General features: G+C 59.5%; 28 protein-coding genes and 1 pseudogene. 18 read left to right on the plus strand and 11 right to left on the minus strand.

Annotation, left to right across the window (positions count from 1 at the left end; translation table 11 throughout):
* Nucleotides 1-25 precede the first annotated feature (25 nt).
* Nucleotides 26-2161: an autotransporter outer membrane beta-barrel domain-containing protein gene (locus ACTJJA_RS20935; RefSeq protein WP_440669110.1), complete on the plus strand. Its 2136-nt coding sequence runs from the start codon at nucleotides 26-28 to the stop codon at nucleotides 2159-2161.
* Nucleotides 2162-2203: 42 nt separating this feature from the next.
* On the opposite strand, the gene ACTJJA_RS20940 is transcribed toward ACTJJA_RS20935, so the two are convergent.
* The 8 genes from ACTJJA_RS20940 to fliE are packed head-to-tail and all read right to left on the minus strand — an operon-like array spanning nucleotide 2204 to nucleotide 9148.
* Nucleotides 2204-2608, minus strand: coding sequence for a flagellar protein FlhE (locus ACTJJA_RS20940; protein ID WP_440669111.1), 405 nt, complete (start codon nucleotides 2606-2608; stop codon nucleotides 2204-2206).
* Nucleotides 2605-4698, minus strand: coding sequence for a flagellar biosynthesis protein FlhA (flhA, locus tag ACTJJA_RS20945; RefSeq protein ID WP_440669139.1), 2094 nt, complete (start codon nucleotides 4696-4698; stop codon nucleotides 2605-2607). The genes ACTJJA_RS20940 and flhA overlap by 4 nt, the downstream gene beginning before the upstream one ends.
* The gene (gene flhB / locus ACTJJA_RS20950; protein WP_440669112.1) at nucleotides 4698-5843 is read right to left on the minus strand and encodes a flagellar biosynthesis protein FlhB; all 1146 of its coding nucleotides are present in this window, start codon (nucleotides 5841-5843) and stop codon (nucleotides 4698-4700) included. The genes flhA and flhB overlap by 1 nt, the downstream gene beginning before the upstream one ends.
* An 18-nt stretch (nucleotides 5844-5861) precedes the next feature.
* Nucleotides 5862-6500 carry a protein phosphatase CheZ gene (gene cheZ / locus ACTJJA_RS20955; RefSeq protein WP_440669113.1) on the minus strand — a complete coding sequence of 213 codons (639 nt, stop codon included), beginning with the start codon at nucleotides 6498-6500 and terminating at the stop codon, nucleotides 5862-5864.
* 5 nt (nucleotides 6501-6505) lie between these two features.
* A complete protein-coding gene (gene cheY / locus ACTJJA_RS20960; RefSeq protein WP_440669114.1) occupies nucleotides 6506-6892 on the minus strand; it encodes a chemotaxis response regulator CheY in 387 nt (128 codons plus the stop codon).
* Nucleotides 6882-7958 carry a protein-glutamate methylesterase/protein-glutamine glutaminase gene (locus ACTJJA_RS20965; protein ID WP_440669115.1) on the minus strand — a complete coding sequence of 359 codons (1077 nt, stop codon included), beginning with the start codon at nucleotides 7956-7958 and terminating at the stop codon, nucleotides 6882-6884. Before ACTJJA_RS20965 ends, cheY begins: the two co-directional genes overlap by 11 nt.
* On the minus strand, nucleotides 7955-8809 hold the full coding sequence (locus tag ACTJJA_RS20970) for a CheR family methyltransferase (protein ID WP_394146020.1): 855 nt from the start codon (nucleotides 8807-8809) through the stop codon (nucleotides 7955-7957). Before ACTJJA_RS20970 ends, ACTJJA_RS20965 begins: the two co-directional genes overlap by 4 nt.
* A gap of 15 nt (nucleotides 8810-8824) precedes the next feature.
* A complete protein-coding gene (gene fliE, locus ACTJJA_RS20975) occupies nucleotides 8825-9148 on the minus strand; it encodes a flagellar hook-basal body complex protein FliE (RefSeq protein ID WP_134347999.1) in 324 nt (107 codons plus the stop codon).
* Nucleotides 9149-9412: 264 nt separating this feature from the next.
* Between fliE and fliF the strand changes: the two genes are divergently transcribed.
* From fliF to fliR, 13 genes are all read left to right on the plus strand, one after another.
* Nucleotides 9413-11092, plus strand: a complete 1680-nt coding sequence (gene fliF / locus ACTJJA_RS20980; protein WP_440669116.1) for a flagellar basal-body MS-ring/collar protein FliF — start codon at nucleotides 9413-9415, stop codon at nucleotides 11090-11092.
* On the plus strand, nucleotides 11092-12078 hold the full coding sequence (gene fliG, locus ACTJJA_RS20985; RefSeq protein ID WP_440669117.1) for a flagellar motor switch protein FliG: 987 nt from the start codon (nucleotides 11092-11094) through the stop codon (nucleotides 12076-12078). The genes fliF and fliG overlap by 1 nt, the downstream gene beginning before the upstream one ends.
* The gene (locus ACTJJA_RS20990) at nucleotides 12065-12769 is read left to right on the plus strand and encodes a flagellar assembly protein FliH (RefSeq protein ID WP_440669118.1); all 705 of its coding nucleotides are present in this window, start codon (nucleotides 12065-12067) and stop codon (nucleotides 12767-12769) included. Before fliG ends, ACTJJA_RS20990 begins: the two co-directional genes overlap by 14 nt.
* Complete coding sequence (gene fliI / locus ACTJJA_RS20995; protein WP_440669119.1) at nucleotides 12766-14130, plus strand: flagellar protein export ATPase FliI; 1365 nt, start codon at nucleotides 12766-12768, stop codon at nucleotides 14128-14130. Before ACTJJA_RS20990 ends, fliI begins: the two co-directional genes overlap by 4 nt.
* 12 nt (nucleotides 14131-14142) lie before the next feature.
* Nucleotides 14143-14592 (plus strand): flagellar export protein FliJ, encoded by a 450-nt coding sequence (gene fliJ, locus ACTJJA_RS21000; RefSeq protein WP_440669120.1) that lies wholly within the window; start codon nucleotides 14143-14145, stop codon nucleotides 14590-14592.
* Complete coding sequence (locus ACTJJA_RS21005; protein ID WP_440669121.1) at nucleotides 14589-15656, plus strand: flagellar hook-length control protein FliK; 1068 nt, start codon at nucleotides 14589-14591, stop codon at nucleotides 15654-15656. Before fliJ ends, ACTJJA_RS21005 begins: the two co-directional genes overlap by 4 nt.
* Nucleotides 15657-15785: 129 nt before the next feature.
* Nucleotides 15786-16292 carry a flagellar basal body-associated FliL family protein gene (locus ACTJJA_RS21010; RefSeq protein ID WP_440669122.1) on the plus strand — a complete coding sequence of 169 codons (507 nt, stop codon included), beginning with the start codon at nucleotides 15786-15788 and terminating at the stop codon, nucleotides 16290-16292.
* Nucleotides 16293-16297: 5 nt separating this feature from the next.
* Nucleotides 16298-17290 carry a flagellar motor switch protein FliM gene (fliM, locus tag ACTJJA_RS21015; protein WP_440669123.1) on the plus strand — a complete coding sequence of 331 codons (993 nt, stop codon included), beginning with the start codon at nucleotides 16298-16300 and terminating at the stop codon, nucleotides 17288-17290.
* 7 nt (nucleotides 17291-17297) lie between these two features.
* Nucleotides 17298-17681: a flagellar motor switch protein FliN gene (gene fliN / locus ACTJJA_RS21020; RefSeq protein WP_046888408.1), complete on the plus strand. Its 384-nt coding sequence runs from the start codon at nucleotides 17298-17300 to the stop codon at nucleotides 17679-17681.
* Entirely contained in the window at nucleotides 17681-18052 is a 372-nt protein-coding gene (fliO, locus tag ACTJJA_RS21025) for a flagellar biosynthetic protein FliO (protein WP_440669124.1), read from the plus strand. Before fliN ends, fliO begins: the two co-directional genes overlap by 1 nt.
* 29 nt (nucleotides 18053-18081) lie before the next feature.
* Nucleotides 18082-18780, plus strand: a complete 699-nt coding sequence (gene fliP, locus ACTJJA_RS21030; protein WP_440669140.1) for a flagellar type III secretion system pore protein FliP — start codon at nucleotides 18082-18084, stop codon at nucleotides 18778-18780.
* 9 nt (nucleotides 18781-18789) lie between these two features.
* Entirely contained in the window at nucleotides 18790-19059 is a 270-nt protein-coding gene (gene fliQ / locus ACTJJA_RS21035; protein ID WP_440669125.1) for a flagellar biosynthesis protein FliQ, read from the plus strand.
* Entirely contained in the window at nucleotides 19059-19838 is a 780-nt protein-coding gene (gene fliR / locus ACTJJA_RS21040; protein WP_440669126.1) for a flagellar biosynthetic protein FliR, read from the plus strand. The genes fliQ and fliR overlap by 1 nt, the downstream gene beginning before the upstream one ends.
* 3 nt (nucleotides 19839-19841) lie before the next feature.
* Here fliR and ACTJJA_RS21045 read toward each other — a convergent pair whose 3' ends face one another.
* Both ACTJJA_RS21045 and ACTJJA_RS21050 read right to left on the minus strand, forming a co-directional pair.
* Entirely contained in the window at nucleotides 19842-20366 is a 525-nt protein-coding gene (locus ACTJJA_RS21045; RefSeq protein WP_440669127.1) for a hypothetical protein, read from the minus strand.
* The gene (locus ACTJJA_RS21050; RefSeq protein ID WP_440669128.1) at nucleotides 20332-21138 is read right to left on the minus strand and encodes a winged helix-turn-helix domain-containing protein; all 807 of its coding nucleotides are present in this window, start codon (nucleotides 21136-21138) and stop codon (nucleotides 20332-20334) included. Before ACTJJA_RS21050 ends, ACTJJA_RS21045 begins: the two co-directional genes overlap by 35 nt.
* A 441-nt stretch (nucleotides 21139-21579) precedes the next feature.
* On the opposite strand from ACTJJA_RS21050, the gene ACTJJA_RS21055 reads away from it, so the two are divergent.
* From ACTJJA_RS21055 to ACTJJA_RS21070, 4 genes are all read left to right on the plus strand, one after another.
* The gene (locus tag ACTJJA_RS21055) at nucleotides 21580-22071 is read left to right on the plus strand and encodes a DoxX family protein (RefSeq protein ID WP_440669129.1); all 492 of its coding nucleotides are present in this window, start codon (nucleotides 21580-21582) and stop codon (nucleotides 22069-22071) included.
* Between the two features lie 115 nt (nucleotides 22072-22186).
* Nucleotides 22187-23350, plus strand: coding sequence for a methyl-accepting chemotaxis protein (locus tag ACTJJA_RS21060; RefSeq protein WP_440669130.1), 1164 nt, complete (start codon nucleotides 22187-22189; stop codon nucleotides 23348-23350).
* Nucleotides 23351-23424: 74 nt separating this feature from the next.
* Nucleotides 23425-23838, plus strand: coding sequence for a hypothetical protein (locus tag ACTJJA_RS21065; protein ID WP_440669132.1), 414 nt, complete (start codon nucleotides 23425-23427; stop codon nucleotides 23836-23838).
* A gap of 120 nt (nucleotides 23839-23958) precedes the next feature.
* Nucleotides 23959-25854, plus strand: a complete 1896-nt coding sequence (locus ACTJJA_RS21070) for a methyl-accepting chemotaxis protein (protein WP_440669133.1) — start codon at nucleotides 23959-23961, stop codon at nucleotides 25852-25854.
* 397 nt (nucleotides 25855-26251) lie between these two features.
* On the opposite strand, the pseudogene ACTJJA_RS21075 reads toward ACTJJA_RS21070, so the two are convergent.
* Nucleotides 26252-26446: pseudogene (locus tag ACTJJA_RS21075) on the minus strand (IS481 family transposase); the annotation flags it as partial.

Genomic DNA, 26446 nt, shown 5'->3' on the forward strand with positions numbered 1-26446 from the left:
TTATTCCTAATGAAAAAGGCAATTCATGAAATCGTTATATCCTTACTCTTACCTGCGCCGGGCGATCCTCGTTGCACTCCTTGGCACGACCGGCACAACTACTGCTGCCACCCTCATCGATAAAGACACGCTGATTGATGGTAACTCCCCTGTTAATGAAGACTATCAGGTCGAAAATGGCGCGACGCTCACAGCAAAGGGCGCGGTTGCCGGTCAGGTGACCGTTTCTGATGGTCGTTTCGTCATGGACGGCGGACAAATTAATGGCTACCTGATGCTAGACGCTGGCAGTACGGCGACCATTGATAATGCAAACGTGAAATTCGCGGCGTTGATGGGGGACTCCCAACTTCGAAATACCACAATCGACACGCAGCTTATTGTGAATGAGGCCCGGCTTGTCGCGATGCAAATCCGTGCGCAGCAGCTTGTGGCGTATGGCAGTGAGGCCGCTGTAGAGAATGGCGTTATTGCCAATGACGACGAAATGTACAGCGGGGCAGTTGATTTTTACGGTACTAACGGCACGTTTATCGGTAGCACTATTAAGGGGCATAAGTCCGGTATATACCTGAGCGGAACGAACACCGTTGGTCTTGATGACTCCAGCGTCTGGGCGGTGAAAGGCCCTGCTTTCATGGTCAACAGTGGAACTCAACATATTCAGCTGAGAAATGGCAGCACCGCCGGTTCTGAAACAGGCGAGCTCCTGACGGCTAAAAAGGGCAGCGATGTTTCCCTGTCACTCAACGCCAGCCAGGCCGCAGGTACTATCCGTGCCGAAGACAACGCCGTGGTTGACGTCGCGCTCGGCAACGGTAGCCACCTTTCCGGTGCCATGATTAACGTCAATTCCCTGTCGCTGGATAATTCCTCTCTTTATGAAATGACGGCAGATTCCGATATCAAGGCGCTCTCCATGGCGGGCGGTACGGTGAAGTTTGCCGCAGGGGAGGACTACGGCACGCTGACGCTCGGTACGCTCTCCGGCAACGGCCATTTTGTGATGAATGCCGACGTGCTGACGGGCCAGGGCGATCTGCTGAATATCACCGAGAGCGCCACCGGGAAACACACCCTGCACGTGGCCGCCACGGGTCGTGAAGCGACCAGCAGCGATGCCCTGACGCTGGTGCGTACCGCTGCAGGAGACGCAGAATTTACGCTGAACGGCGGTCGTCTGGATGTCGGTGCCTGGCAGCAAACGCTTGTGCGTAACGGCAATAACTGGGAGCTGGTTCAGGCGGGCTCAACCTCCGCCTCGACCGATGCGATGCTCTCCATGGCCTCCGCGCCGCAGTTTATCCACGAAAATGAACTTAACGTCCTGCGCTCGCGTCTTGACGACACCCGCGCCCAGCCGCAGTCCGGCATGTGGGGGACCGTGCTGCACGGCCGCAGTGATGTTGACGGTGCCTGGGGTTCTGCATACCGCCTGGAACAAAACGGCATGATGCTGGGTGGCGACAAGGTGACCTCCGTTGCGGCAGGCGATCTGACCACGGGCGCCTGGCTGAGCCAGTCAACTGGCCAGGTGAAGCATGCCCGTGGCGGCCAGAGCCGGGTAACCAGCTACGGCGGCGGTCTGTATGCCACGTTAAACTCCGCTAACGGTTGGTACACCAGCGGCTCCGCGCAGATCAACCATTTTGCTAACAAGCTGAGCGCCCGCATGAGCGATAGCGGCACAGCGCGTGCAGAATGGAACAGCTGGGGATACGGACTGGGTCTGGAAGCGGGCCGTCATATCGCTCTGAGCGATGCCACGCGTCTGACGCCGTTTGCGGGTCTCGACGGCTGGATGACGCCGTCTGAGCACATCAAACTGAACAACGGGATGACGGCGGAAACGGGTGACGGACGTTCGCTGCAGGCGCAAGTGGGCCTTCGGATAACCACTGGTCTCGAGGCGGGTGAGGTTCGGGTCATGCCTTATGCGACGGCGGCGCTGAGTCAGGGGCTGGTGCAAAACGGCAGCACGCGAATTAACGAGACCTACGACTTTACCAATGACTTCACCGGCACGGGCGGTAAGTTTACGGGTGGTTTCAGCGTGATGATTACGCCATCAACCCAGGTCTGGCTGGATGCGAGCTACGCGAAAAGCGAGCACGTCGAGTCGCCGGTAGTGGGGAATGTGGGTCTGCGCGTCGATTTCTAAGCCGTGCAGCGTGCTTTACCGGTTCGCCGGTAAAGCACACTTTCAACGGTAACGATAACTCACCGTCACCTGGTTACTCAGCACGGTCAGCGGCGTGTCGAGGCGACCTCCCGCCACGGAATAATACTCAAAACGAAACGGTCCGCCTGCCGGCATCCCGACAGGCAGGGGCAGCTCCCCGGCATAGCCGGGCAGCGTCAGGCAGCGGGTGGCGCTGCACAGGCGAATGCGAAACCCGGCGGGGGTGAGTCCGTCCGTCTGAATCTTCCAGTGTACGCGCGAAGCCACTGCGCCAGCGGGCAGGGGAGAGGGGCTTTGCACCGGTTTGCTTTTCAGTACCACCTGTCCACGGGTCATCGTGCCGCCGAAGCTGCTGCCGCTCCATGAACCGTCCGCCGCCATCGCCAGCGGCGAAACCAGAAGCAGCGCAAGCCCTGCTTTTATCATCCTTTACCCCCAATCAGATATGTCATCCGCACGTTGCGCTGGGTGTTAATCTCTTGGCTGGAAAGGACCGCCAGCTGCGGGAAGATGCGGCGCAGGTAGCGCGACAGCATCAGGCGCAGAGCCGGGTTCACCAACAGCACTGGCGGCGCGCCTAATCCTTCCTGGTGCTGCAGCGCCTGCTCGGTCTGCTTCATCAGGTTTTCAGCAATACCCGGTTCAATTGCGCTGCCGCTCTGGGTTGCCTGGATCAACAGCTGCTCCAGGGAGAGATCCAGACCAATCAGCTGAATATCGCCCTCGCCCGGGAACCACTGCTGGGTGATTGCCCGGGAGAGACGCGCCCGCACGCGGGTGGTCAGCTCATCGGCATCGCTCTGGGCGGTGGCAAACTCCGCCAGCGTATCGATAATGGTGCGCATATCGCGAATCGGTACGCGCTCGGCCAGCAGGTTCTGCAGCACCTTGTGCAGCGTGGTCAGGCTGATGACCGCCGGGATCAAATCTTCCACCAGTTTCGGCGAGTTTTTGGTGATCTGGTCGAGCAGCTGCTGCGCCTCCTGACGGCCAAACAGCTCCTCGGTATGGGTGGCGATCAGATGGTTGAGGTGCGTTGCGACGACTGAACTCGGGTCAACTACCGTGTAGCCCAGCGTCTGCGCCAGTTCGCGGTGGACCTCGTCAATCCACAGGGCTGGCAGACCAAAGGTGGGTTCGGTGCACGGCGTGCCGGGAACCTCGCCCTCGGCGCAGCCAGGGTTGATCGCCATCCAGCGATCCGGCTGCACTTCCCCCGAACCAATGTTGACGCCTTTAAGCAGAATGCGATAGTGCGTCGGCGCCAGATCCAGGTTGTCACGAATATGCACGGCAGGGGGGAGGAAGCCCATCTGCTGGGCAAACTTCTTGCGAATACCGCGCACGCGGGTCAACAGCTGGCCCTGCTGCTCGTGATCCACCATCGGGATCAGACGATAGCCCACTTCCAGACCGAGGGTATCTTCCATCTGTACATCAGACCAGGTGGCTTCGTTCACCTGCGCCACGTCAGCGTCCGCCGCATCGGCATCTGACATTGTGCCCGCGGGTTTTTTCGCTTCACCTTCGCGACCGCGCAGCCACCAGGCGACACCCAGCAGCGCGGCGGTAAACAGCAGGAAGACGAAGTTAGGCATGCCGGGGATCAGCCCCAGCAGGCCAATGACGCCCGCCGCCAGCACAATCACGCGCGGAGAGGTGAACAGCTGGCCCACCATCTGCTCGCCCACGTCCTGATCGTTGGCGACGCGGGTCACCACCACACCAGCGGCGGTGGAGATCACCAGGCCCGGGATCTGCGCCACCAGACCATCACCGATGGTCAGCAGGGTATAGGTTTCACCGGCCACGCCCGCAGACATGTCGTGCTGCATCACGCCGATCACCAGACCACCAATAATATTGATGGCCATAATCAGCAGCCCGGCGATGGCATCGCCGCGCACAAACTTACTCGCACCGTCCATCGAGCCGTAGAAATCCGCCTCCTGCGTCACCTCTTTACGGCGGCGTTTGGCTTCCTCTTCACCGATCAGTCCGGCATTGAGATCGGCGTCAATCGCCATCTGCTTGCCCGGCATCCCGTCGAGAGAAAAGCGCGCGCCCACTTCCGCAATACGTCCGGCACCCTTGGTGATCACCATAAAGTTAATAATGATCAGGATGATGAACACGATGATACCGATGGCAAAATTACCGCCCACCAGGAAGTGGCCGAAGGCTTCCACCACCTGGCCTGCCGCATCGGAGCCGGTATGGCCGTGCATCAGGATCACGCGCGTGGAGGCGACGTTAAGCGCCAGACGCAGCAGGGTGGAGAACAGCAGCACCGTCGGGAACGCCGAAAACTCCAGCGTGTTCTGGGTAAACATGGCGACCAGCAGGATCATGATCGACAGCACGATGTTGAAGGTAAACAGCAGGTCAAGCACAAAGGTCGGCAGCGGCAGGATCATCATCGCCAGGATGGTCATGATCAGCACCGGCCCGGCCAGCACCTGCCACTGGGTTTCCTTCATGTTGGGTAATCGTAATTTGGTGGCGATATTGGCCATCACTCTCTACTCTCTTGTGCAAAATCCATCCCCGCCGGAACGGGAAGATCTTTAGGTGTCAGCGGACGCAGGCCATAGCCCTTGCGCCAGCGCTTAAGGCCATAAACCCAGGCCAGCACTTCCGCCACCGCGCTGTACAGCTCGGCGGGAACCGGTGTGCCGGGTTCACAATGGCGATACAGGGCGCGCGCCAGCGGCGGCGCCTCAAGCATAGGGACCCGGTTCTCTTCGGCCAGTTCGCGGATGCGCAGGGCAACCAGCCCGCTACCGCTGGCAACTACCATCGGCGCGCCCATGGCGCCTTCCTGATACTTCAGGGCGACCGAATAGTGGGTCGGGTTATTCACCACCACGTCGGCGGTGGGAACATCCGTCATCATTCGCTGCTGCGCCATCTGCCGCTGCAGCTGACGAATCTTGCTTTTGATCAGCGGGTCGCCTTCCTGATTTTTGAATTCGTCTTTGATTTCCTTCAGGCTCATGCGCAGCTTTTTAAAGTTGCTCCAGAGCTGGTAAACCACGTCGAACGCCACCATCGGGATCAGCGATAAAATAATGACCAGCATGCAGCCCATCAGCAGGGCGCTGATGTCGCCCAGCGCCATGCGCAGCGGTTCATACATCAGGCTGATAAATTTCCCTTTGTTGAACCACAAAAACAGCCCGCCGCCGATGCCTGCAAGGGTCACCTTCAGAATGCTCTTCACCATCTCCGACACCATCTGCGCGGAAAAAAGACGCTTGATGCCGCTGATCGGGTTGAGCTTTTTGACGTTAAATTTGAGGGCTTTGGCGCTCATATTCAGGCCGCCAATCAGCGACGGCGTGGCGACGGCGGTCAAAAACAGCCCACCCACGAACGGCAGCAGGGCCAGAAAGGCGATCCCCAGCAGCGATCCGGCGTGATGCAGCATCTGCTGCGGGTCGCTGACTAACAGCCGGTCAAACGTTAAGCCGTTGTGCAGCAGGTGCTGCAGCTGTTTTGCCAGCCAGCCGCCCGCCACCAGCAGCAACCCCCAGCCTGCCAGCAGCATCAGGACGCTCGTCAGCTCGCGCGATCGGGGAACCTGTCCCTCTTCGCGCGCTTTTTGCTTTCGGTGGGGTGTGGGGTCTTCTGTTTTTTCGCTGTCGTTTTGTTCTGACATGACATTTGCCCGGCGGGATTAGAAGCCGAGTGACTCCAGCAGATCGTCCACCTGCTCCTGAGACGCCACAATGCCCTCGGCGCGGGTATCGATCTGCGGACCGTTCTTCAGATGCGCATCACCGGCGGCGGCGCTGGCGTCGCGTTCGTTCATGTTTTCCACCAGTACGCTGATAAGCTCTTTCTCAACGGTCTCAATCACGTGCATCAGGCTTTGCAGCACCTGACCGGTGAGATCCTGGAAATCCTGCGCCATCATGATTTCGGTCAGCTGACGGTTGGTCTGCTGAGTCTTCTCCGGCACGTCGTGCAGGAAGGCGCGGGTGGCTTTGACCAGCTCGCGGGCATCATCCAGCGGCTGCGGGTTTTCAAACCACGCGTCCCAGCGGGCGCTCAGCGCGGTGGCGCTATCGCTCAGCCCTTCCTGCAGGGGACGCGCCACTTCCACGCTGGTCAGCGCGCGATCGGCGGCCTGCGAGGTTTTGCCGACCACATAGTTGAGGCGGTCGCGGGTGTTCGGAAAGGCGTCGGCCACTTCCATGATCGCCTGTTCCAGACCGAGGTTCGCCATGCTGTCGCGCAGCAGACGGGTCAGTTGTCCGATGCGAACAAAAATCTCTGTGGCGTTATCCGCCTGCATATTTAACGGGGAGTTCATAAGGGTTACCCGAGTTTTTCAAAGATTTTGCCGAGCTTTTCTTCCAGCGTGGCGGCGGTGAACGGCTTGACGATGTAGCCATTGGCGCCCGCCTGAGCGGCCGCGATGATGTTCTCTTTCTTCGCTTCCGCGGTCACCATCAGGACCGGCAGTTTTGACATCGCCGCATCGCTGCGGATGGTTTTCAGCAGCTCCAGCCCGTCGATATTGGGCATGTTCCAGTCGCTGACGACGAAATCGAAGTCGTTGGCGCGCAGCTTGTTGAGCGCGTCCTGACCGTCTTCGGCCTCGTCAATGTGCTTGTAGCCCAGATCCTGCAGCAGGTTTCGTACGATGCGTCGCATGGTGGCAAAGTCGTCCACCACCAGAAAACGCAAATTTTTATCCGACATGGGGGGTATCTCCTGAACGTGAGTCGGTTTTGGAAAATTTATGCTTATGAAAACTGTCCAGTAAGCACTGGCTGATATCGTCGAGGTCGACGACCTTCTTCGCTGCGCCCAGCGCAATCGCCTCACGCGGCATGCCGAAGACCACGCAGGTGGCTTCGCTTTGCGCGAGGGTAAAGGCACCGGTCTGGCGCAGGTGCAGCAGGCCGCGCGCGCCGTCCGCGCCCATGCCGGTGAGCAGGGCGGCGCTGGCGTGTTTGCTGGCCTGACGCGCCACGGAGTCAAACAGCACATCCACCGACGGACGATGACGATTCACCGGCTGGGCATCGCTAAGCCGTACCCGGTAGCCGTTGTCCTGACAGATGACCTCCATGTGGCGATCGCCCGGGGCGATCAGAGCGGTACCTGGCCGCACCGGTTCGCCATCCTGCGCTTCACGCACCGCAATCTGGCACAGCGAGTCGAGTCGCTGGGCGAAAGAGTGGGTGAAACCGGCAGGCATGTGCTGGGCGATCACAATCCCCGGCGTGCTGGCCGGCAGCGGCATCAGCACCCGGCGCAGCGCCTCCGTACCACCCGTAGAAGAGCCGATGGCGATGATGCTCTGCTGGCGCACGGGAATACCGGCGAGGATCGGTCTGGCATCGGCGCTATGCTGTGCCAGCTTCGCGCGAGCCGCGATGCGGATCTTCTCCACCACCAGCTGGCTCCAGCTGTCGATGTTCTCTGCGCCGCGGTGCTCCGGCTTGGGCAGAAAATCCACCGCACCGTGCTCCAGCGCGGTCATAGTGGCTTTCGAGCCGCGGGTGGTCAGGGAGGAGACCATAATCACCGGCATCGGGCGAAGACGCATAAGACGGGAGAGAAACTCCAGCCCGTCCATTCGCGGCATGTCGATATCCAGCGTCAGCACGTCCGGGTTAAGCTGTTTAATCAGCTCGCGCGCGATAAACGCGTCCGGCGCCGTGCCGACCATTTCCATATCAGGCTGCTGATTGACCACCGCGCTGAGCATGTTACGCATCAGGGCGGAATCATCGACCGCCAGCACACGAATCGCCTTCACCGTGTGGCCTCCGTCAGTTCATACACAGACTGCCCCCGCAGGCGCAGCGGAATATGTGGGTGGTTAAAGTGTTCCGAATGGCCGACAAACAGCAGGCCACCCGGCTTAAGCAGACGCGCAAAGCGCTGCAGCAGACGCTGCTGCGTCGGCGCGTCGAAATAGATCATCACGTTGCGGCAGAAAATGGCGTCGAACGGCCCGGGAACGGACCACTTTTCATCGAGTAAATTCAGCTGCTGGTAGTGAATGGCCGACAGCAGTTCCCGCCGGGCTTTCACCCACTCGCTGTTGTCGCCCGCCCCGCGCAGAAAATAGTGGCGCTTTTGCGCCAGCGTCAGCGCGTCCAGATCGCTCAGTCGGTAAACGCCCGCTTCGGCTTTTGCCAGCACCTCGGTGTCGATATCCGACGCCCAGATGCGCGGTCCGGCCACCGACGCGCCAAGCTGCTCGTTAAGCGTCATGGCGATAGAGCAGGGCTCTTCCCCCGTTGAGGCGGCGGTACACCAGACGCGATAGCCGCTAGCGCGCTGGCGTGCATGTTCCGCGAGGATCGGGAAGTGATACGCCTCGCGGAAAAAGGAGGTCAGGTTGGTGGTCAGCGCGTTGATAAAGTTCTGCCATTCCGGGTGCTCAGAGTGCGACTCAAGAAGGCCGATATACTCGCTGAACGTGGCCAGCCCCAGCGTGCGCACGCGACGAGAGAGACGATTAAAAATCATCTCTCGCTTTTGCGCGTTGACGACAATGCCGGCACGCTTATAGATTAATTTCCCGACACGCTGTAATTCGCTGTCAGTCAGAGAAAGCGTATTCAGGGATAAGCGTGCAGGCGTGCTGTTAATTTCACTCATAGAAGGGGGCAGACCTTACACCGGGGTATTCATTATTTCCTGATACGCGCCAATCATCTTATTTCGCGCCTGCATACCAAAGCTGAATGAAATAGAAGATTTTTGCATCGCCAGCATTACGTCATTCAGGGCAATATCGCTACTTCCGGACATCCACTGCTGTGTTTTGCTTTTTGCCTCAACCTGGGTTTTATTTATTTCGTTAATGCTGTTAAATAAAACGTCAGAAAAGGAGGGGGCGTCGCCGCGCGAGGTGTGCCGCTGGTTAGACGGGCCGCTGACCTGCTGCGCCTGGGTTTGTATTTGATCGAGTACGCCACGCATTAATGTCGCTGACATTTTTCAATTCCTGATTAATGGGATAAAAGCCACTGTTTATTGCACATCTTTTAAACGTCGACAGCTTAACACGTGTTTAAAAACCTCAGAAAATCCAATAAGCCGACAGAACTTTGAGCTTATTTATCCTTAAAAAAAACGCCTTTCAGATGATAATGCCCGCCTGAAAAATTCTTATATTTTTGAAATCGTCGACATCACTCTCGCGAATTTCGTGAGCTGACGCGCATCGCGGATGCGTGCTATTTCATACAGGAATACGGCATGAGTGCCACACTAAATGAGTTAACCAACAATCCGGCAGAGCGAATTAAATCGATGCTGTCCTCCCTTCGCGGTAGCCCGAAGCTTTTGCTGGTGATTTGCGGCGCTGCGGCGCTATCCGTCATCATCGCGCTCATGTTCTGGGCAAAGGAGCCGGATTACCGGGTGCTGTTCAGTAATATCAGTGATGAAGAAGGCGGCGCCATCGTGGCGCAGCTGTCTCAGCTCAACGTCCCTTACCGTATCGATACGCCGGGCGGCGTGATCATGGTGCCGGGCTCGCAGGTGCATGAGGTGCGCATGAAGCTGGCCCAGCAGGGGCTGCCGAAGGGCGGCTCGGTGGGCTTTGAGTTGCTCGATCAGGAAAAGTTTGGCGTCAGCCAGTTCACCGAGCAGGTGAACTACCAGCGCGCACTCGAAGGCGAGCTGGCGCGCACCATTGAAAATCTCGGCCCGATCCAGAGCGCGCGCGTGCATCTGGCCACGCCGAAACCGTCGATGTTTGTTCGCGAACAGAAGAAACCGACCGCGTCCGTCACCGTTAACCTGCTGCAGGGCCGCACCCTGGACGACAGCCAGGTGGTGGCCATCACCCATCTTATCTCCAGCGCAGTGACCGGGCTAGCGGCAGAGAGCGTGACCATTGTCGATCAGCGCGGCAACCTGCTGACCCAAAGCGGCCTGCGCGGTCTGCAGACGGCGCACCTGAAATACACCAATGAAATCGAGAGCGACTACCAGCAGCGCATCCAGCGCATTCTGGCCCCGCTGGTGGGGGACGAAAACATCCGCGCTCAGGTCACCGCGCAGATGGATTTCACCGAGCAGGAGCAGACCCTGGAGCAGTACCAGCCAAACAGCGACCCTGAAAAAATGGCGATCCGCAGCCGTCAGTCAAGTCTGGCTGAGCAGGGGAATCGCCGTGGCGCCAGCGGCGTACCGGGAGCGCTGAGCAATACGCCTCCCGCACCGGCGACCGCGCCTATCACCCAGCCGCTGAACACCCCGGCGGACGACAAAAAAGAGAACGCCACCGGCAACAGCGCAAACCGCGAGCCTGCTCAGCCGTACAACAACCGCAGCGATGAGACCACCAACTTTGAGGTGGATCGCACCCTGACCCACACCAAATCCAATGCCGGACGCATTCAGCGTTTATCCGTGGCGGTGGTGATCAACCACCTGCCGCAGGGGGAAGAGGGCAAGCCGGGGCCGATTAGCGAGGCCGAACTGACCCGCATTAACGCGCTGGTGAAAGAGGCGATTGGCTACAACGCCGCGCGCGGTGACAGCGTCAACATCCTCAACTCCGCCTTTAACGGCGTGGTGGAAGAGCCGGTTCCGCCGTTCTGGGAGCAGGATCGTTTCTATGCGCTGCTGATGGCTATCGCACGCTATCTGGTCATCGCCATTATCGGCTGGGTGATGTGGCGCAAGTTGGTACAGCCTGCCTGGGTGCGCCATCAGGAGACCACCATCCGTCGCCTGGAGATGGAAAAAGAGGCGCGGGAAGAAGAGCTTGCTGCGAAAAAACGCGCCGCCGAGAAACAGTCCCGCGACCGCGCGCAGCAGAAAGTGGATACAGAGCTCAATGGTCAGCAGCTGCGTGAGCTGGCAGAGCAGGAACCGCGCGTTATTGCCCTGGTGATCCGCCAGTGGATGAGTAAGGAGCCGAAATAATGAATGCCTCAGAAAAAAGCGCCATCGTCATGCTGACGCTGGGAGATGTCCTGGCTGCGGAGGTGTTCAAGCACCTCAACGCCCACGAGGTGAAGCAGATCAGTGGCTCCATGGTCAACATGGCGGGCTTCACCCACGATCAGATGGCCATGGTGCTGGAGGAGTTTAAGAAAGACTCCAGCGAATATGCGGCGCTCAGCCTCAATACCAACGACTACCTGCGCAGCGTGCTGGTCAAGGCGCTGGGCGAAGAGCGCGCCTCCTCGCTGCTGGAAGACCTGCTGGATACCCATCAGGGCACCAACGGCATCGAAACGCTCAACTTTATGGATCCGCAGGCGGTGTTCGACCTTATCCGCGAAGAGCATCCGCAGATCATCGCCACCATCCTGGTCCACCTTAAGCGTAACCAGGCGGCGGACGTGCTGGGCAAATTCGACGATCGCGAGCGTAACGACATCATGCTGCGTATCGCCACCTTCGGCGGCGTACAGCCTGCCGCGCTGCAGGAGCTGACGGAAGTGCTTAACAACCTGCTCCACGGTCAGAACCTCAAGCGCAGCAAAATGGGCGGTGTCCGTCCGGCGGCCGAGATCCTCAACCTGATGAAATCTCAGCAGGAAGAGGCAGCCATCGAGGCGGTGCGCGAGTTCGACGGCGAGCTGGCGCAGAAGATCATCGACGAGATGTTCCTGTTCGAAAACCTGGTGGATGTGGAAGACCGCAGCATCCAGCGCCTGCTGCAGGAGATCGAGGGCGATACGCTGATCGTTGCGCTGAAAGGGGCCGACGAGCCGCTGCGCATGAAGTTCTTCCGCAACATGTCGCGCCGTCAGGCCGAGTTGATGACCGACGATCTGGCCTCCCGTGGTCCGGTGCGTCTGTCGCAGGTCGAAGCCGAACAGAAAAACATTCTCAACGTGGTGCGTCGTCTGGCCGAGTCCGGCGAGATCCTGATTGGGGGCAGCGACGATGCCTACATTTGATGAACATAACGCCACCGGGTGGCGCGCCTGGCAACCTGAAAACCTGCTGGGTGAACCGCTGGACACCCCGCTGCCGACGCTGGACAACACCCAGTCTGAGGCGCAGCTGAAAGCCGAGCTGGCGCGTCTGCGCAAGCAGGCGGAACAGCAGGGGTTTGCCCAGGGGCAGCGAGAGGGCCAGGAAGAGGGGCGCAAGCAGGGCTATGAAGCGGGGCTGAAAGAGGGTCGCGACGCCGGGTTTGCCCAGGGCGTCGAACAGGCGAGCGCTGAGCAGCAGGCCGTGCTGCGCGAGGCCGGGCAGTGGGTCAGCAACTTTAAGCTGGCGCTGGAAAACCTCGAAGGGCTGATCCCCGCGCGTCTGGTGCAGTTGTCCCTGACGGCGGTGCAGCAGCTCTACGGCACCTCCCGCATCGCAGATAACCATGCGCTGGTGACGCAGATCCGCAGCCTGATGCAGCAGGACGCGCTGCTGCATGGCACCATCCAGCTGTATGTCAGCCCGGAGGCGTTTGACGCCATGCAGGCGGCGCTCGGTGAGACGCTTGCCGCCGCGGGCTGGGAGCTGCATCGCGACGCCAGCCTGGCCGCCGGGGGCTGCCGGGTGGTCTCCCCGGATGTGGAGGTGGACGCCAGCATGGAAACCCGCTGGCAGGCGCTCTGCCAGCTGGCGCGCGAGGAGCTCTCGCAATGAGCCAGCAGCTAAAAAAATGGCTGTCGGCGCTCGACCGGGTGGAAGAGAAACTGACGCAGGTGCCTGATTTTCGCCAGTACGGCAAGCTGACGCGCGCCACCGGTCTGGTGATGGAAGCCGTGGGGCTGAAGCTGCCGATCGGTGCCCTGTGTATCGTCGAGCGCCAGACGGAACTGGGGATTATCCCGGTGGAGAGCGAAGTGGTGGGCTTTAACGGCCAGACGCTGTTCCTGATGCCGCTGGAGCATGTCGACGGCATTCTGCCGGGGGCGCGCATTTACGCCCTGCAAACAGACAATCACGCGGGCAAACAGCTGCCCGTGGGCCCGCACCTGCTGGGCCGCGTGCTGGACGCGCAGGGCCGTCCGCTGGATGGCCGTCCCGCGCCAGGGAAACCGGCGGCGGGGCTGTTTACCCCGACGCTCAATCCGCTGCATCGCGACCCGATCAAAAACGTGCTCGACGTTGGCGTGCGCGCCATCAACGGCCTGCTGACGGTAGGACGCGGGCAGCGTATGGGCCTGTTCGCCGGTTCCGGCGTCGGCAAAAGCGTGCTGCTCGGCATGATGGCCCGTTTTACCACCGCTGACGTCATCGTGGTGGGGCTGATTGGCGAGCGTGGCCGCGAGGTGAAAGATTTTATCGAGAATATCCTCGGCGAGCAGGGGCTGGCGCGTGCAGTGGTTGTCGCCGCCCCGGCTGACGTGTCGCCGATTTTGCGTATGCAGGGGGCCGTTTACGCGACGCGCATCGCGGAAGATTTTCGCGAGCGCGGCCTCAACGTGTTGCTGATCATGGACTCCCTGACCCGTTACGCCATGGCGCAGCGTGAAGTGGCCCTGGCGATTGGTGAACCGCCCGCGACCAAAGGCTATCCGCCGTCGGTCTTTGCCCGCCTGCCCGCGCTGGTCGAACGCACCGGTAACGGCGTGAAGGGGGGCGGCTCGATCACCGCGTTTTATACCGTGCTCACCGAAGGGGACGATCAGCAGGATCCGATTGCCGACTCCGCGCGAGCGATCCTCGACGGCCATATCGTGCTGTCGCGTCGTCTTGCCGAGGCGGGTCACTACCCGGCTATCGATATTGAAGCCTCGATCAGTCGCGCCATGACCGAGCTAATTCCGCATGCCCAGTACCGCAAGGTGCAACGTTTTAAACAGCTGCTTTCCGCGTATCAGCGCAACCGCGATCTGGTCAGCGTGGGCGCGTACGTCAAAGGGAGCGACGCGATGCTGGATCAGGCTATTGATAAATACCCGTCGCTGGAGGCGTTCCTCCACCAGGCGATCCACGAGCGCAGCGGCTATGACGACGCCGTTCGCGCCCTGTCCGGGCTCTTCCCGGATATTAAGGACTAACCCGGAGGCGCGATGAACGTGAAAAACCCGATGACGCTGCTGCGCGATATGGCGCAAGAGACGCTGACCGAGACCACCCGCGCGCTGGGCGGGGCACAGCAGCAGCTCCAGCAGGCAATGACCCAGCACGAACAGCTGCAGCACTACGAGCAGGAGTACCAGCAGTCCCTGCGTCAGGGGATGATGGGCGGCGGCATGTCTGTGGCGGATCTGGTCAATCACCAGTCGTTCATTTTGTCGCTGAAGCAGGTGGTGAAGCAGCAGGAAGGCCACGTCAACGCCTGCGAAAAGGCGGTAGACCAGGTGAAGCAGAACTGGGTGCAGAACAAGCAGCACCTGAACGCGTTTGAAACCCTGATTGAACGCCGGGCGACGGCGCAGGCGTTGGTTCAAAGCCGACATGAACAAAAGCTGATGGATGAATTTGCTCAGCGTGCCGGACAAAAGAGAGAAAGGCTATGAACATTGATATTGCCGCCCTGTTACTGGGTAGCGGAGCGCAGGGCAAACCGAAGGCCGGGTTGCTCTCCGACGAAGGCTTCAGCCTGGCGCTGGATGACAAGCTGGCTGAACTGGCGCAGCTTTTCCCGGGGATTGACCCCCAGGCGCTGGCAGCACTGCCGCAAGCCGCGCTGACAGGGGCGGGCTTGCCTGCGGATTTACTGCCTGAACAGCTGACCGGAGACGTACCCGTAACGGAGGCTGACGGTCTGCTGCTAACGGCGACGCCGGGGCTGACAGAGGCCCTGAAAGGCGTTGCACTCACCGACGGCGAGGGTGAAGAGAGCCCGCAGTGGCAGCTGCAACAGCTGGTGACCCGCAGCGCTACCGGGGCAGAGCCGGTTAAGCCTGCGAATGGCGTAGTGGGCGGCAACATTGCCGCCTCAGAAAAGACGGTTTCTCCCCTGATGGTCGCCGCCGATAACACCCCTGCGGCAAATGCCGCGCCGCTGATGGCGCAGCCCGCAGCACCGGTGAGTAGTGAGGCGTTGGTCACGACTGAAATGTCTGCGACCTCCTCGGTGAGCGCCGTGGCGCTGCCTGCCGCCGTGCGCACCAGCGTGGCGCATGCACCGCAGCAGGTTGTCACCGTCAACCATCCGCCGGAAACGCCGGAGTGGAAGCAGTCGGTCAGTCAGCATATCGCTATCTTTAGCCGTAACGGGCTGCACAGTGCGGAGATCCGCCTGCATCCGGAAGAGCTGGGGTCGCTGCAGATCTCCCTGCGCATGCAGCAGGATCAGGCGCAGATCCATATCGTCAGCGAACATGCCCACATTCGTCACGCCATGGAGCAGGCCATGCCGCAGCTGCGCGCCGCGATGGCGGAATCGGGTATTCAGCTCGGCCAGGCGAACGTGAGCGCGGAAGGGCAGCCGTTCGCCGCCGGTGAGCAGGGCCAGAACGCATCGGGGGATGAGCACGGCGCACAGGAAGGGGAAGAACCGTTGGTTGAAGAGGAGATCGTGCCGACTTTATTAACCACCACCCCCGGAAATATATACGGAATTAATACCTTTGCCTGAAAGGGTGAATTAGCTTCAGGAATGAAATTTTATCGCCTGATTATCAGGATGATTATATGGACTACAATGTCCGCCATATTGACCCGAGGGTAGTACGCTGCCCTCTCTTATTTATCAGGTGTACGTTCAATGAGTAATAAAAATAAAAAGGTCGCCAGCGGCGGAGGGCCTCGCTCGCTTCTGATGACGTTCATGTTTTTGACTGCCGTTGCGGCGTGCGGATTTTCCGGATACCTGTTCTGGGAAATGAAATTCGCGAAACCGGCCGTTGCCGTTGCGGAAGAGGGGGTCAGCGTGCCCCCTGCACCGGTGCAGGTTGAGCCGCTGTACGCCTCGATGAATACCTTCACCGTGAGCCTGAAACCCACGGCGAATGAATCGGATCGGGTGCTGTATCTCGGCCTGTCTATTCGGGTGGCTGAACAGCAGTCGCTGACGGTGCTGGAAAAATATTTGCCGGAATATCGCAGCCGCTTATTTATGTTGTTAACCCATCAGACCTATGAAGAGTTATCAACGGATGAGGGCAAGCGTCGCCTGATGAGTAATATTCAGAGCGAGCTGGCTAAACCGCTGGCATTTAACCAGTCCATTCGCGTCACTGACGTGCTTATTAACGAATTTATTCTGCGGTAATTATTATGGCTGACAGCTTTTTATCTCAGGATGAGATCGACCGGTTGCTAAACGCCGATGCGGAGAGCAACAGCGAACATCATAAAAACGGCGCAGACGCGGGAGTCAAACCTTACGATCCGCATACCCAGCGCCGGGTCATTCGCGAGCGTCTGCATTCGCTGGAAATTATTAACGAACGTTTTGCGCGTCAGTTCCGTATGGGGCTGTTTAACCTGCTGCGCCGTAGCCCGGACATTACGGCGGGGAACATTAAGATCCAGCCGTATCACGAGTTTGCGCGCAACCTGCCGGTGCCGACAAACCTGAACCTGCTGCACCTTAACCCGCTGCGCGGTACGTCGCTGATGGCGTTCTCGCCGGGGCTGGTGTTTATGGCCGTGGATAACCTGTTCGGCGGCGATGGTCGTTTCCCGACCAAGGCTGACGGCCGCGAGTTTACGCCCACCGAGCAGCGCGTGATCCACCGCATGCTGTCGATGGCGCGCGAGGCGTACGAATTTGCCTGGAGTTCGATCTATAAAATCAAAACGGAGTACATCCGCTCTGAAATTCAGGTGAAGTTCACCAACATCACCTCGTCGCCAAACGATGTGGTCGTCACCACGCCGTTTTCGGTGGAGATCGGTTCGCACCGCGGGGAGTTCAACATCTGTATTCCCTTCAGCACCATCGAGCCGCTGCGCGAGCTGCTGAGTAACCCGCCGATGGACAACTCACGCCATGAGGACTCCCACTGGCGCGGCCTGCTGGCAAGCCAGATGCGGGAAACAGAGCTGGAGCTGACGGCGCGTTTCGCCGATATCGGCACCCGACTCTCTAACGTGATGCAGATGAAAAAAGGCGATGTGATCTCGCTGGACAAGCAGGAGTTTATCGAAGCCAGCATCGGCGGCGTACCAGTCTTCACGGCCCGCTACGGTGCCGTCAATAACCAATATGCCCTGAAGGTCGAGCAGATGATTCAGCCTTCATTACTTTCATTAAACAAGGAGTAATTTCCCCATGAGCGATATGAACACCTCATCGGGTTCTGACGATCAGTCCATCGATAATCTTTGGGGTGATGCCATGACCGAACAGCACGCGGCGGGAATTACCGACACCATGGCTGCACCGCAATTTTCTGACGAGATGAACCTGATCCTGGATATCCCGGTAAAAATGACCGTGGAGCTGGGACGCACAAAAATGACCATCAAAGAGCTGCTGCGCTTAAGCCAGGGCTCGGTGGTGTCGCTGGACGGCCTGGCGGGTGAACCGCTGGATATCCTGATCAACGGTTACCTGATTGCGCAGGGCGAAGTGGTGGTGGTGTCCGATAAATTCGGCATCCGCATTACGGATATCATCACCCCGTCTGAGCGCATGCATCGCCTGAGCCGCTGATGAACGCTACTGACTCCCTCCCGGCCACCGGCTCGGTGCTGATGATGGTCAGCGGCGCGCTGGCCCTGATTATCCTGCTGATGGTGGTGATGGCCTGGGCCGCCCGCCGCAGCGGGCTGGCGCGTCGGCTGAACGACGCCCAGGGCAACATGACCCTGGTCGCAACCCAGTCGCTCGGGCCGCGCGAGCGTCTGGTGCTGGTTGACGTGGGCGAGCAGCGTCTGGTGCTGGGCGTTACCGCCTCGCAGATTACCTGCCTCGCCACGCAGGCGCGCCCGGAAAATGCCCCGCAGACCTCCGCGCCCGCGGCGACCTTTCCGCTGATGCTGGAAAAGCTGCGTCAGAAATACCGTCCGGGAGGTGAGCAGTGAGCATTCGTCTGCTGCTGGCGCTCGGCCTGATGCTACCCGCCGCCGGTGCGCTGGCGGCCAACGGTGACATCACCCTCGGCCAGCCTTCCGGCGGAGGCGGCTGGACGCTGCCGGTACAAACCCTGCTGCTGCTAAGCGGCTTTACCTTTATCCCCGCCGTGCTGCTGATGATGACCGGGTTTACCCGCATCATCATTGTGCTGGGGCTGATGCGTAACGCGCTGGGCACGCCTACCGCGCCGCCAAACCAGGTGCTGGTGGGGCTGTCGCTATTTTTGACCTTTTTTGTCATGTCTCCGGTGTTCAGCCAGATCTACGAAAAGGCCTGGCAGCCGCTGCAGGAAAACAAAATCACCATGGAGGTGGCGCTCACCGAAGGGGTGAAACCGCTGCGTGCGTTCATGCTCGACCAGACGCGCGAAAGCGATCTGGCGATGTTCGCCCGTATCGCGAAGACGCCGGATATCGCCTCGCCGGAAGAGGTGCCGCTCAGCATTCTGGTGCCTGCATTTATCACCAGCGAGCTGAAAACCGCGTTCCAGATTGGCTTCACCATCTTTATTCCGTTCCTGATTATCGATCTGGTGGTCGCCAGCATTCTGATGGCGCTGGGGATGATGATGGTTCCGCCGACCACCATTGCGCTGCCGTTCAAGCTGATGCTGTTTGTGCTGGTGGATGGCTGGCAGCTGCTGGTGGGCTCGCTGGCGCAAAGCTTTTACAGTTAGGAGAGACCCATGACCCCGGAAAGCGTAATGGTGATTGGTATGCAGGCGATCAAGGTGGGGCTGATGGTGTCAGCCCCGATGCTGGTGGCCGCGCTGGTCATCGGTCTGATCATCAGTATTTTGCAGGCTGCCACTCAGGTCAACGAAATGACCATGACCTTCATCCCGAAAATCCTGATGATTGTCGGCGTCGCGGTGGCGCTTGGCCCGTGGATGATGAAAATCTTCATTGAATACACCCGCGCGGTGTTCGCCAGCGTTCCCTACGTGATCGGCTGATGGCCTTCGGACTTCCCCTCGACCAGCTCTACGGGCTGGTCAGCCACTACTTTTTTATTATGGTGCGCATTGCCGCGCTGCTGCACGTTGCCCCTGTATTTGGCGAAAAGGCGATCAGCGCCCGGCTGCGCGCGTGTCTGGCGCTGCTGACGGCGATCCTGATTGGCGGCACGCAGCCCGAAACGCAGGTGGGGCTTTACTCCTGGGAAGGGGTCTGGGTGCTGGCCAAACAGGTGATTATCGGTGTGGCGATGGGGCTGACGCTGCAACTGCTGTTTACCGCCGTGCGCATGGCCGGTGAGATCATCGGCATGCAGATGGGGCTGTCGTTCGCCACCTTCTTTGACCCCGGCGCCGGGAACAGCCCGGTGATCTCGCGTTTTCTCAACCTGCTGGTGACGCTGCTGTTCCTCGCCTTTAACGGTCATCTCTGGCTGCTGGCCGTGCTGGCGGACACTTTCCAGACGCTGCCGGTTGACGCCACGCCGCTGCATGCGGGCGGGTTTATGTACCTGGTCACCCATGCGGGGATTATCTTCAGCCAGGGGCTGATGCTGGGGCTGCCGATTATTGCCCTGCTGCTGTGCATCAACTTTATCCTCGGGCTGTTAAACCGCCTGACGCCCCAGCTCTCCATCTTTGTGATCGGCTTCCCGCTGACGCTCACCTTCGGCATGCTGGCATTGTTCCTGATTGCCGAAACGCTGGCCCCGTTCTTTGAGCGCCTGATGGCCACCGGGTTTGACCTGCTTGCCGGGCTGATTCAGGCGCTGGTGTAACCGTCAGTTCATGCAGGCGATGCGGGCGACGGTTTCCGTGCCGGAGGCGAGCACTTTATCGTCCAGCAGGTAGACGGTGCTGGTGGTGACTTCGCCCGGGTTGATTTGCGGGAAGATATAGTCGGTCACATCTTGATCCGTGGTCTGGCCGCCGAGCTTGCGGTGCTGGCTGGTGACGGTCAGATGGATCCGCTTGCCCGACACATCCACATCGTAGCGCACTTCACGGTTGACGTGCTTGGGCAGCCCGTCGCGCTTGCCATCTTTGAAGTGGCTGATGCTGCCGATATAGGTGGTATGCCCCTTGAACAAGCCGTCACGGTAAGAACGATAAATGCCGCGTGCCAGCGTGGCGTTGTTGTCGTCCTCAATCACGTAGTAGGACGTGGGCGCGATACACTGCGAGGCGTACGCGGAGGTTTTAAACCCATACAGCGCCATACCGCCCAGCCCGGCAACCATCCCACCCAGAAACAGCAGGGTGAGCGGGGATTTAATAAAGGCGAAAATAGAACGATTCGCAGTCATTCCCTGAATCCTTAAAGGGTTGTTGGCAGGCAATAAGCCCCTGGAACTGGCTCATTTTTTCAGAGCCGGTGGTGACGTAAAGCACGGCGGCCGGTTTTTCGTTGGGGCGGCGGTCCAGCACGTGACGGGTATAGGTTTGCAGCGTGGACGCTATCAGGGTGTGCTGAGACTGTTTGTCCTCCTGCACCATCACCTGCGTGCCGGGCGGCACGCCGGGGCCGTTCCAGCGCACAAAGTGAACCGGCTGCGGGCTAAAGTCGATCACGCTGCGCGCCAGCAGCGCCAGCACCAGACCCACCAGCAGACCGCTGGAAAGGGCAACCAGCTTCTGTTTTAGCCCGGCGCGCGGGCGCACGGGGGCGCTTGCGGCAGGCGGGGAAGCGTCCGGCTGAGCGGGCAATGTTACCTCTTCCGCTGGCGCAGCAACGGCCAGGGGCTCGTTGCTCGTTTCCCGCACCAGCAGACGATAGCCGGTGCGCGTCACGGCGATGAGGGTGATGGCCTCCTGCACCTGCAGCTGGGTAAAGGCGCGGCGCAGTTTGGTGATCATCACCCGCACGCTGTTGTCGGTAACCTCCACCCCGGCGCTGCGCCAGCCGATCTCCATCAGCTGTTCCTGGGAAAGTACCTCTCCTGCGGCTTCCACCAGCGCGGCGAGACACAGGCAGGCACTTTGCGGAAGGGTGACGGTTTCTTGCGTATCACTGCGGGCAAGCTCGCGGGTCTGCAGATCCAGCGTCACTAACGATCCAATCACAATGTTATTAAGCATAGTTATTTGATTCTTCTGGTGTAATGGGTATCGCGTCTGACTCTTGTAATTAATAGTAATGAATGCACGTTATTGCTAGCGGGTGGCCAGAGCGACATGCTTTTTATGTCTTACGTCATATTTTTGCAACCACTACGTAATAACAGCCTTAACGAGATTAAGGTTATTAATCGTCTGTGCTGAGTCGCTTTTAACAATAGTGTTGGTGGGGATTTGACGTTAATCACTCTAAAACCAATTGCTTACTAGTGGGGCATAATTATCTGTCATCAAATGGTATTGATAATGAGACGCTGTCGTTATTTTTAATTAATCATTTTTAATAGGTATATATTTATTAATTGTGTGGGTAATAGGGGGCGAGCGGTTGCGAACGGGGTCGGGAAATTTATACTGAACGGGACACAGGTTGTTGAATTTATTAACTGACAAGGATGACCGATGGTACCCCTTATACGCTGTTTGCAAACCTCCGAAGTGCCCGCGATGTTCCCCGTTTTACTCTGTCGGCTGGTGCTGGGCGTCTTTTTCTTTACCACCGGCTTCAATAAGCTGTTCGTTGTGGAAAACCAGCTCCTGATGGTGGACACCATGTACGATGCGGGTATTCCTTTCCCGACCATCATGGCGGTGGTGGTGGCCTTTATGGAGTGTTCGATGGGCCTGTTGCTGACCTTCGGCCTGTTCACTCGCGTTAGCGCGCTGGTGCTTTTTGTTATCAGCACCGTGGCGCTGGTGACCATTGGCATTTATACCATTCCTCGCGGGCTGAATTTGATGGCGTGGCTGAGCTGGCTCTTTTATCTGCCCGAGGCCCTCTATATGGTGCTTTGCCTGCTGCCGATCACGCTGGGCGGCACCCTGTGTAGTCTGGATGGCTGGCTGGTCAAACGTTGGGAAAAGCGTGGCCAGATTGTTTTTGTCCAGGAATAACAGATCTGCGCGGTTATCAACGCTTTGAAGAGCATCTTTCCCGCTCCCCCGCAGAGTAAAATAGCCCTGTAGAGGCAGCGCTGTGCTGCCGTTTTTCACAACAGGCGCTGATGTCATGGTTTTAACCGTCATACTGGTCATTATTTTTATTACGTTACTGGTTCTTGTACAAACCGGCGTTATGCCGTGGTTTATTCGCTCCGAGGGGCAGCGCCTGCGCACGCAGGTGGATGCCCTGGCGACGCAGCTACGTGAGCAGCTCGACCGGGTTGAGGCGCAGCAGCGCTCCATGACCGAAAGCGTGGTCACCCTCAAAAGCTTTGCGCTGGATAAAAGTGCGCCGGGTGACAGTGAAATTATTGAAGAGACGGGCAACAGCCGTCAGTTCTTCAATGCACTGGTGAAAGAGATGGGAGAGCGTCTTGGTGGCCGCGCGTGGATCGTTGAAGAGACCGGGCGCATTATCGGCGATGCGGCTGGTGCGCCAACGGTGCAGTCCTTCAACGATGCCAATCTGCCCATGGCGGTGCCGCTGCGCACGCTGCTGGCGCAGTCAGGGGAAGGGTTGCGCCATACCCGCTTTCGCAGCGCCAGCGGCGAACATACCCTGGTAGCGATCCCGATTGCCGACACGCCGTGGCTGCTGGCGGTCGATGTTCCCACCCGTCGCCTGGGCGAACGCCCTGGCATCCTCCTGCATAAGCCGTGGCCGCTGGCGGCGCTGCTGCTGGTCTCCACCCTGACGCTGCTGCGCAGCCTGAACCTGCACCTTTCACGTCTCAACGAAGAGCTGCCGTCGCAGTTGAAAACCGAGCAGGGCGCGCCGCTGCCACCGCTGATGCGTGAGGTGGGCGAGCAGGTCAGAGAGATTGCCCGGGCGGCTACCGTGATTGCGCAGGAGAATGAACGTCTGCTTCGCACCCCGGACGCGAACGCTAATCTGCTGGCTATGTTGAGCGAAAGCGCCACCGGTGTGGTGCAGGCCATGAGCGCGCTGCATGACGCCGCGCGACAGATCGCCGACAGCAGCGGCACGCTGGTGCAGCTTGCCAGCCGTGCCTACAGCTATTCGCTGCACAACGAAGAGGGGATATTTGCCGTGGAGTCTCGCAACCTGGCAAGCCGCTGCGCCCGCTCCTCAAAAGAGCTCCGCGCGCTGATTGACGACGCGATGATGCAGGCGCAGAGCGGCGCACCGTCGGTGACGCAGAATAACAGCGTGCTCATTGAAGAAGTGTATACCGTCGCTAATACGCTGACGCAGCGCACGCAGGGGTGAGGAAAGTCTGATTGTGATAACAGCCTCGGTTTGCTTAACTGGATCAACACGTTAGTGAAAAAGGAACCGCAGAGATGAAATACGCCCTCTTATTGTTGACCGTCCCGATGCTGGCTGCATGCCAGTCGTCGATGTCGCAGAAAACAGACCGTATTCCACTGACCCGCTGTGACAGTTATCAGATAACCCTGCAGCCTGCGACGGTTGCCGATCGTCAGACGCGGATCTGGATAAATGAGGTGGAATTTACCGGTGATGCGCGCCGGGAAATAGCCAGAAATGAGTACATGCCGTTTCACACCTTTCTTTATGGCAGAACTACGCCCGTTGCTGATGCGCAGCCCTGGAATATCGCCGCGCTGACGGCGGCACCGGAGGGGGTGACGCTCATGCGTTATTTTGACAGCAGGGAAGTGGGCAAAGCGAAATGCGATATTTCGGAGACGGCGTTAAAAATGCAGCTGCATGATAACGCGATGCCTTATTAAAAAATCATCACCAGGATAAGGGGAATAAATATCCTCTTATCCCGGCAATGGTAAATTTCATTTTTACCGGTAATCACCGATGAAGACTTTGTCATCCTTTAATTTCAGAGTCTATTTCCTATGTTTACCTCCACCCAAAGCAGAGTGGTTTTACTGATCTCTGCTTTCTTTTTATTGCTTATTCTCGTCACCTTTTGGGTTGTCACCCGGTTTGTCGCCCCGCAGTTGCTTGCCGGTGAACACCGGCGGGTTATTTCGGAGATCGGTCAGCAGGCCAGCGCCATCACGCAGCAAATGTCGCGCGTGCAGGCGCAGCACCGCAGCCTGACGGAGACCGTCGCCCGGCTGGACAGCCCGCAGATAGACAGCCTTCTTCCGGCGCTGATTAACCAGAACGGTGACAGCAATATCTTTGGCGGCGGCGTCTGGCCGCTGCCGGGCATGCGTGAGCCGGGGGTGGAGAAGTACAGTACCTTTTACGCCCGTGACGAGCAGCATGCACTACGTCTTAACAGCACGTGGAACGCGCCTGATGCGCCTGCCTACTGGCAGCAGCCGTGGTTTAAAGCCGGGCTGCGCACGGCAAAAGGGCAGTGCGCCTGGGCTGAAGCCTATATGGATGCGGCCAGCCCGCAGCCGCGCACCAACTGCGCCATGCCGGTGTACCGCAACGGCCAGCTATGGGGCGTGGCGACGCTGGACGTGACGCTGGGCTTCTTCCACCAGCTGGCGCGGCAGATAGCCGAACCCATCGACGCGGGCGTGCTGATTATCGAAGCCAGCGGCAACATAATCGCCTACAGCCGTACCACGGAAAACACCGCCGCCCTGACCAATATTAACGATCTGCCCGGGGATGAGATCGCCCTGCTTAAGACGATGCTGACTGACGCGAAGGGGGCGCCGCTGGAGCGCGTCTACACGGCGCCGGACGGTGAGCACACCATCTTTGTCTATCCGGTTAAGGACACGCCGTGGTTTGTGGCGACCGACACCCGCAGCAGCCTGCTGAACAAGCAGACGCGTGAGATCCTGTGGCGTCTGGGGGCGGTGCAAATCCCGCTGTTGCTGCTGCTGGCGGTGGTGCTGACCCTCATCGTTCGCACCGTGATGCGCAATCTGCAGACCGTCAGCGACCGCCTGGCGACCCTCTCTTCCGGTGGGGCGGATCTGACCCGACGCCTGCCTGAAAACAGCTCTCCCGAGCTGAACGCCATCGCCCGCAATGTGAATACTTTTATGGGGTATCTGCAGGGGCTGCTCCAGCAGGTCGGGGCGAGCACCCGGACCATTGCCGCCGCATCGCACCAGATTGCCGAGGGTAACGTCTCGCTCTCGTCCCGAACCGAGGAGCAGTCCGCCTCGCTGACGCAGACGGCGGCGTCGATGGAAGAGATTGCCGGCATTGTCGCCAGCAACGCCGACAGCGCGGAAAATGCCGACCGTCTGGCGACAGAAGCCGCGGCGGTGGCGCAGCGCGGCGCCGGGCTGATGAGCTCGGCGGTGGATAGAATGCGCCATATCGAATCGTCATCCCTGCGGGTGGCGGACATCGTCGGGGTGATCGACGGCATTGCCCGGCAGACCAATATTCTGGCGCTGAACGCGGCGGTGGAAGCGGCGCGGGCCGGGGAGCAGGGGCGCGGGTTTGCGGTGGTGGCAACCGAGGTTCGCCAGCTGGCGCTACGGGCCTCCGGCTCGGCCAGCGAGATCCGCGCGCTGATTAACGACGCGGTGGTGGGTGTTCAGGACGGCAGCCGTCTGGTGCAGGATGCCGGGGAGACTATGAACGCGCTGGTGACGTCGGTTAATGCGGTCTCCACTCTTATGGAGCAGGTCAAAACCGCCAGCCGTGAGCAGAGTGTCGGCATTGCGCAGGTGAACGTGGCCGTGTGCCAGCTTGAAGGGGCAACCCAGCAGAACGCCGCGCTGGTGGCGGAAGTGTCATCGGCGGCGAAAGCGATGGAAGAGCAGGCGCAAGCGCTGGAAAGTGTCGTGAACCGGTTTAACGTCTGAGCACGTCATTCAGCGCTAATGCGCGCACGGACGACCCTCCTCCCTGTGGGTGAGGGCATCAGGCCGCCGTGCAGCCTGATCGCCCGGTGGCGCTTCGCTTACCGGGCCTACAGGCTGGGTGTTCTCCCTCTCCCTGTGGGAGAGGGCTGGGGTGAGGGCATCAGGCGGCCGTGCAGCCTGATCGCCCGGTGGCGCTTCGCTTACCGGGCCTACGGGCTGGGTGTTCTCCCTCTCCCTGTGGGAGAGGGCTGGGGTGAGGGCATCAGGCCGCCGTGCAGCCTGATCGTCCGGTGGCGCTTCGCTTACCGGGCCTACAGGCTGGGTGTTCTCCCTCTCCCTGTGGGTGTACAGTCCGGGGACATGGTAGACAGGTGTTCGGGGACATGGTGAACACTTTTTAACATCCTTTACCCATGGTGATCGACTTTTTCTTCAGGTCGATCACCCCCACTTTCGTGCTGTACCACCACACCTCGTAGCTCCCGTCTTCCTGCATCTCCTTCAGCCCGACCCGTTCTCCCCTGAACGCCTTGCCTGCACTCAGACTTACCCCTTTCACGCTCAGCTTTCCGCTGATATCCACTTTCCTGAC

It is taken from the genome of Enterobacter sp. 22452, assembly GCF_052045065.1.
In the GTDB taxonomy this organism is placed as follows: Bacteria; Pseudomonadota; Gammaproteobacteria; order Enterobacterales; family Enterobacteriaceae; genus Enterobacter; species Enterobacter mori.

Coding starts and splice junctions, on each gene's coding strand:
- cheY (WP_440669114.1), bottom strand. CDS start 6,892: ATGTCGGATAAAAATTTGCGTTTTCTGGTGGTGGACGACTTTGCCACC.
- fliO (WP_440669124.1), top strand. CDS start 17,681: ATGAACGCTACTGACTCCCTCCCGGCCACCGGCTCGGTGCTGATGATG.
- fliG (WP_440669117.1), top strand. CDS start 11,092: ATGAATGCCTCAGAAAAAAGCGCCATCGTCATGCTGACGCTGGGAGAT.
- ACTJJA_RS21005 (WP_440669121.1), top strand. CDS start 14,589: ATGAACATTGATATTGCCGCCCTGTTACTGGGTAGCGGAGCGCAGGGC.
- fliF (WP_440669116.1), top strand. CDS start 9,413: ATGAGTGCCACACTAAATGAGTTAACCAACAATCCGGCAGAGCGAATT.
- ACTJJA_RS21055 (WP_440669129.1), top strand. CDS start 21,580: ATGGTACCCCTTATACGCTGTTTGCAAACCTCCGAAGTGCCCGCGATG.
- ACTJJA_RS21010 (WP_440669122.1), top strand. CDS start 15,786: ATGAGTAATAAAAATAAAAAGGTCGCCAGCGGCGGAGGGCCTCGCTCG.
- ACTJJA_RS20970 (WP_394146020.1), bottom strand. CDS start 8,809: ATGAGTGAAATTAACAGCACGCCTGCACGCTTATCCCTGAATACGCTT.
- fliQ (WP_440669125.1), top strand. CDS start 18,790: ATGACCCCGGAAAGCGTAATGGTGATTGGTATGCAGGCGATCAAGGTG.
- ACTJJA_RS21060 (WP_440669130.1), top strand. CDS start 22,187: ATGGTTTTAACCGTCATACTGGTCATTATTTTTATTACGTTACTGGTT.
- ACTJJA_RS21045 (WP_440669127.1), bottom strand. CDS start 20,366: ATGACTGCGAATCGTTCTATTTTCGCCTTTATTAAATCCCCGCTCACC.
- ACTJJA_RS20990 (WP_440669118.1), top strand. CDS start 12,065: ATGCCTACATTTGATGAACATAACGCCACCGGGTGGCGCGCCTGGCAA.
- ACTJJA_RS20940 (WP_440669111.1), bottom strand. CDS start 2,608: ATGATAAAAGCAGGGCTTGCGCTGCTTCTGGTTTCGCCGCTGGCGATG.
- fliI (WP_440669119.1), top strand. CDS start 12,766: ATGAGCCAGCAGCTAAAAAAATGGCTGTCGGCGCTCGACCGGGTGGAA.
- ACTJJA_RS21065 (WP_440669132.1), top strand. CDS start 23,425: ATGAAATACGCCCTCTTATTGTTGACCGTCCCGATGCTGGCTGCATGC.
- cheZ (WP_440669113.1), bottom strand. CDS start 6,500: ATGAACTCCCCGTTAAATATGCAGGCGGATAACGCCACAGAGATTTTT.
- ACTJJA_RS21050 (WP_440669128.1), bottom strand. CDS start 21,138: ATGCTTAATAACATTGTGATTGGATCGTTAGTGACGCTGGATCTGCAG.
- fliJ (WP_440669120.1), top strand. CDS start 14,143: ATGAACGTGAAAAACCCGATGACGCTGCTGCGCGATATGGCGCAAGAG.
- fliP (WP_440669140.1), top strand. CDS start 18,082: ATGCTACCCGCCGCCGGTGCGCTGGCGGCCAACGGTGACATCACCCTC.
- fliN (WP_046888408.1), top strand. CDS start 17,298: ATGAGCGATATGAACACCTCATCGGGTTCTGACGATCAGTCCATCGAT.
- flhA (WP_440669139.1), bottom strand. CDS start 4,698: ATGGCCAATATCGCCACCAAATTACGATTACCCAACATGAAGGAAACC.
- ACTJJA_RS20935 (WP_440669110.1), top strand. CDS start 26: ATGAAATCGTTATATCCTTACTCTTACCTGCGCCGGGCGATCCTCGTT.
- fliM (WP_440669123.1), top strand. CDS start 16,298: ATGGCTGACAGCTTTTTATCTCAGGATGAGATCGACCGGTTGCTAAAC.
- ACTJJA_RS21070 (WP_440669133.1), top strand. CDS start 23,959: ATGTTTACCTCCACCCAAAGCAGAGTGGTTTTACTGATCTCTGCTTTC.
- fliE (WP_134347999.1), bottom strand. CDS start 9,148: ATGTCAGCGACATTAATGCGTGGCGTACTCGATCAAATACAAACCCAG.
- fliR (WP_440669126.1), top strand. CDS start 19,059: ATGGCCTTCGGACTTCCCCTCGACCAGCTCTACGGGCTGGTCAGCCAC.
- flhB (WP_440669112.1), bottom strand. CDS start 5,843: ATGTCAGAACAAAACGACAGCGAAAAAACAGAAGACCCCACACCCCAC.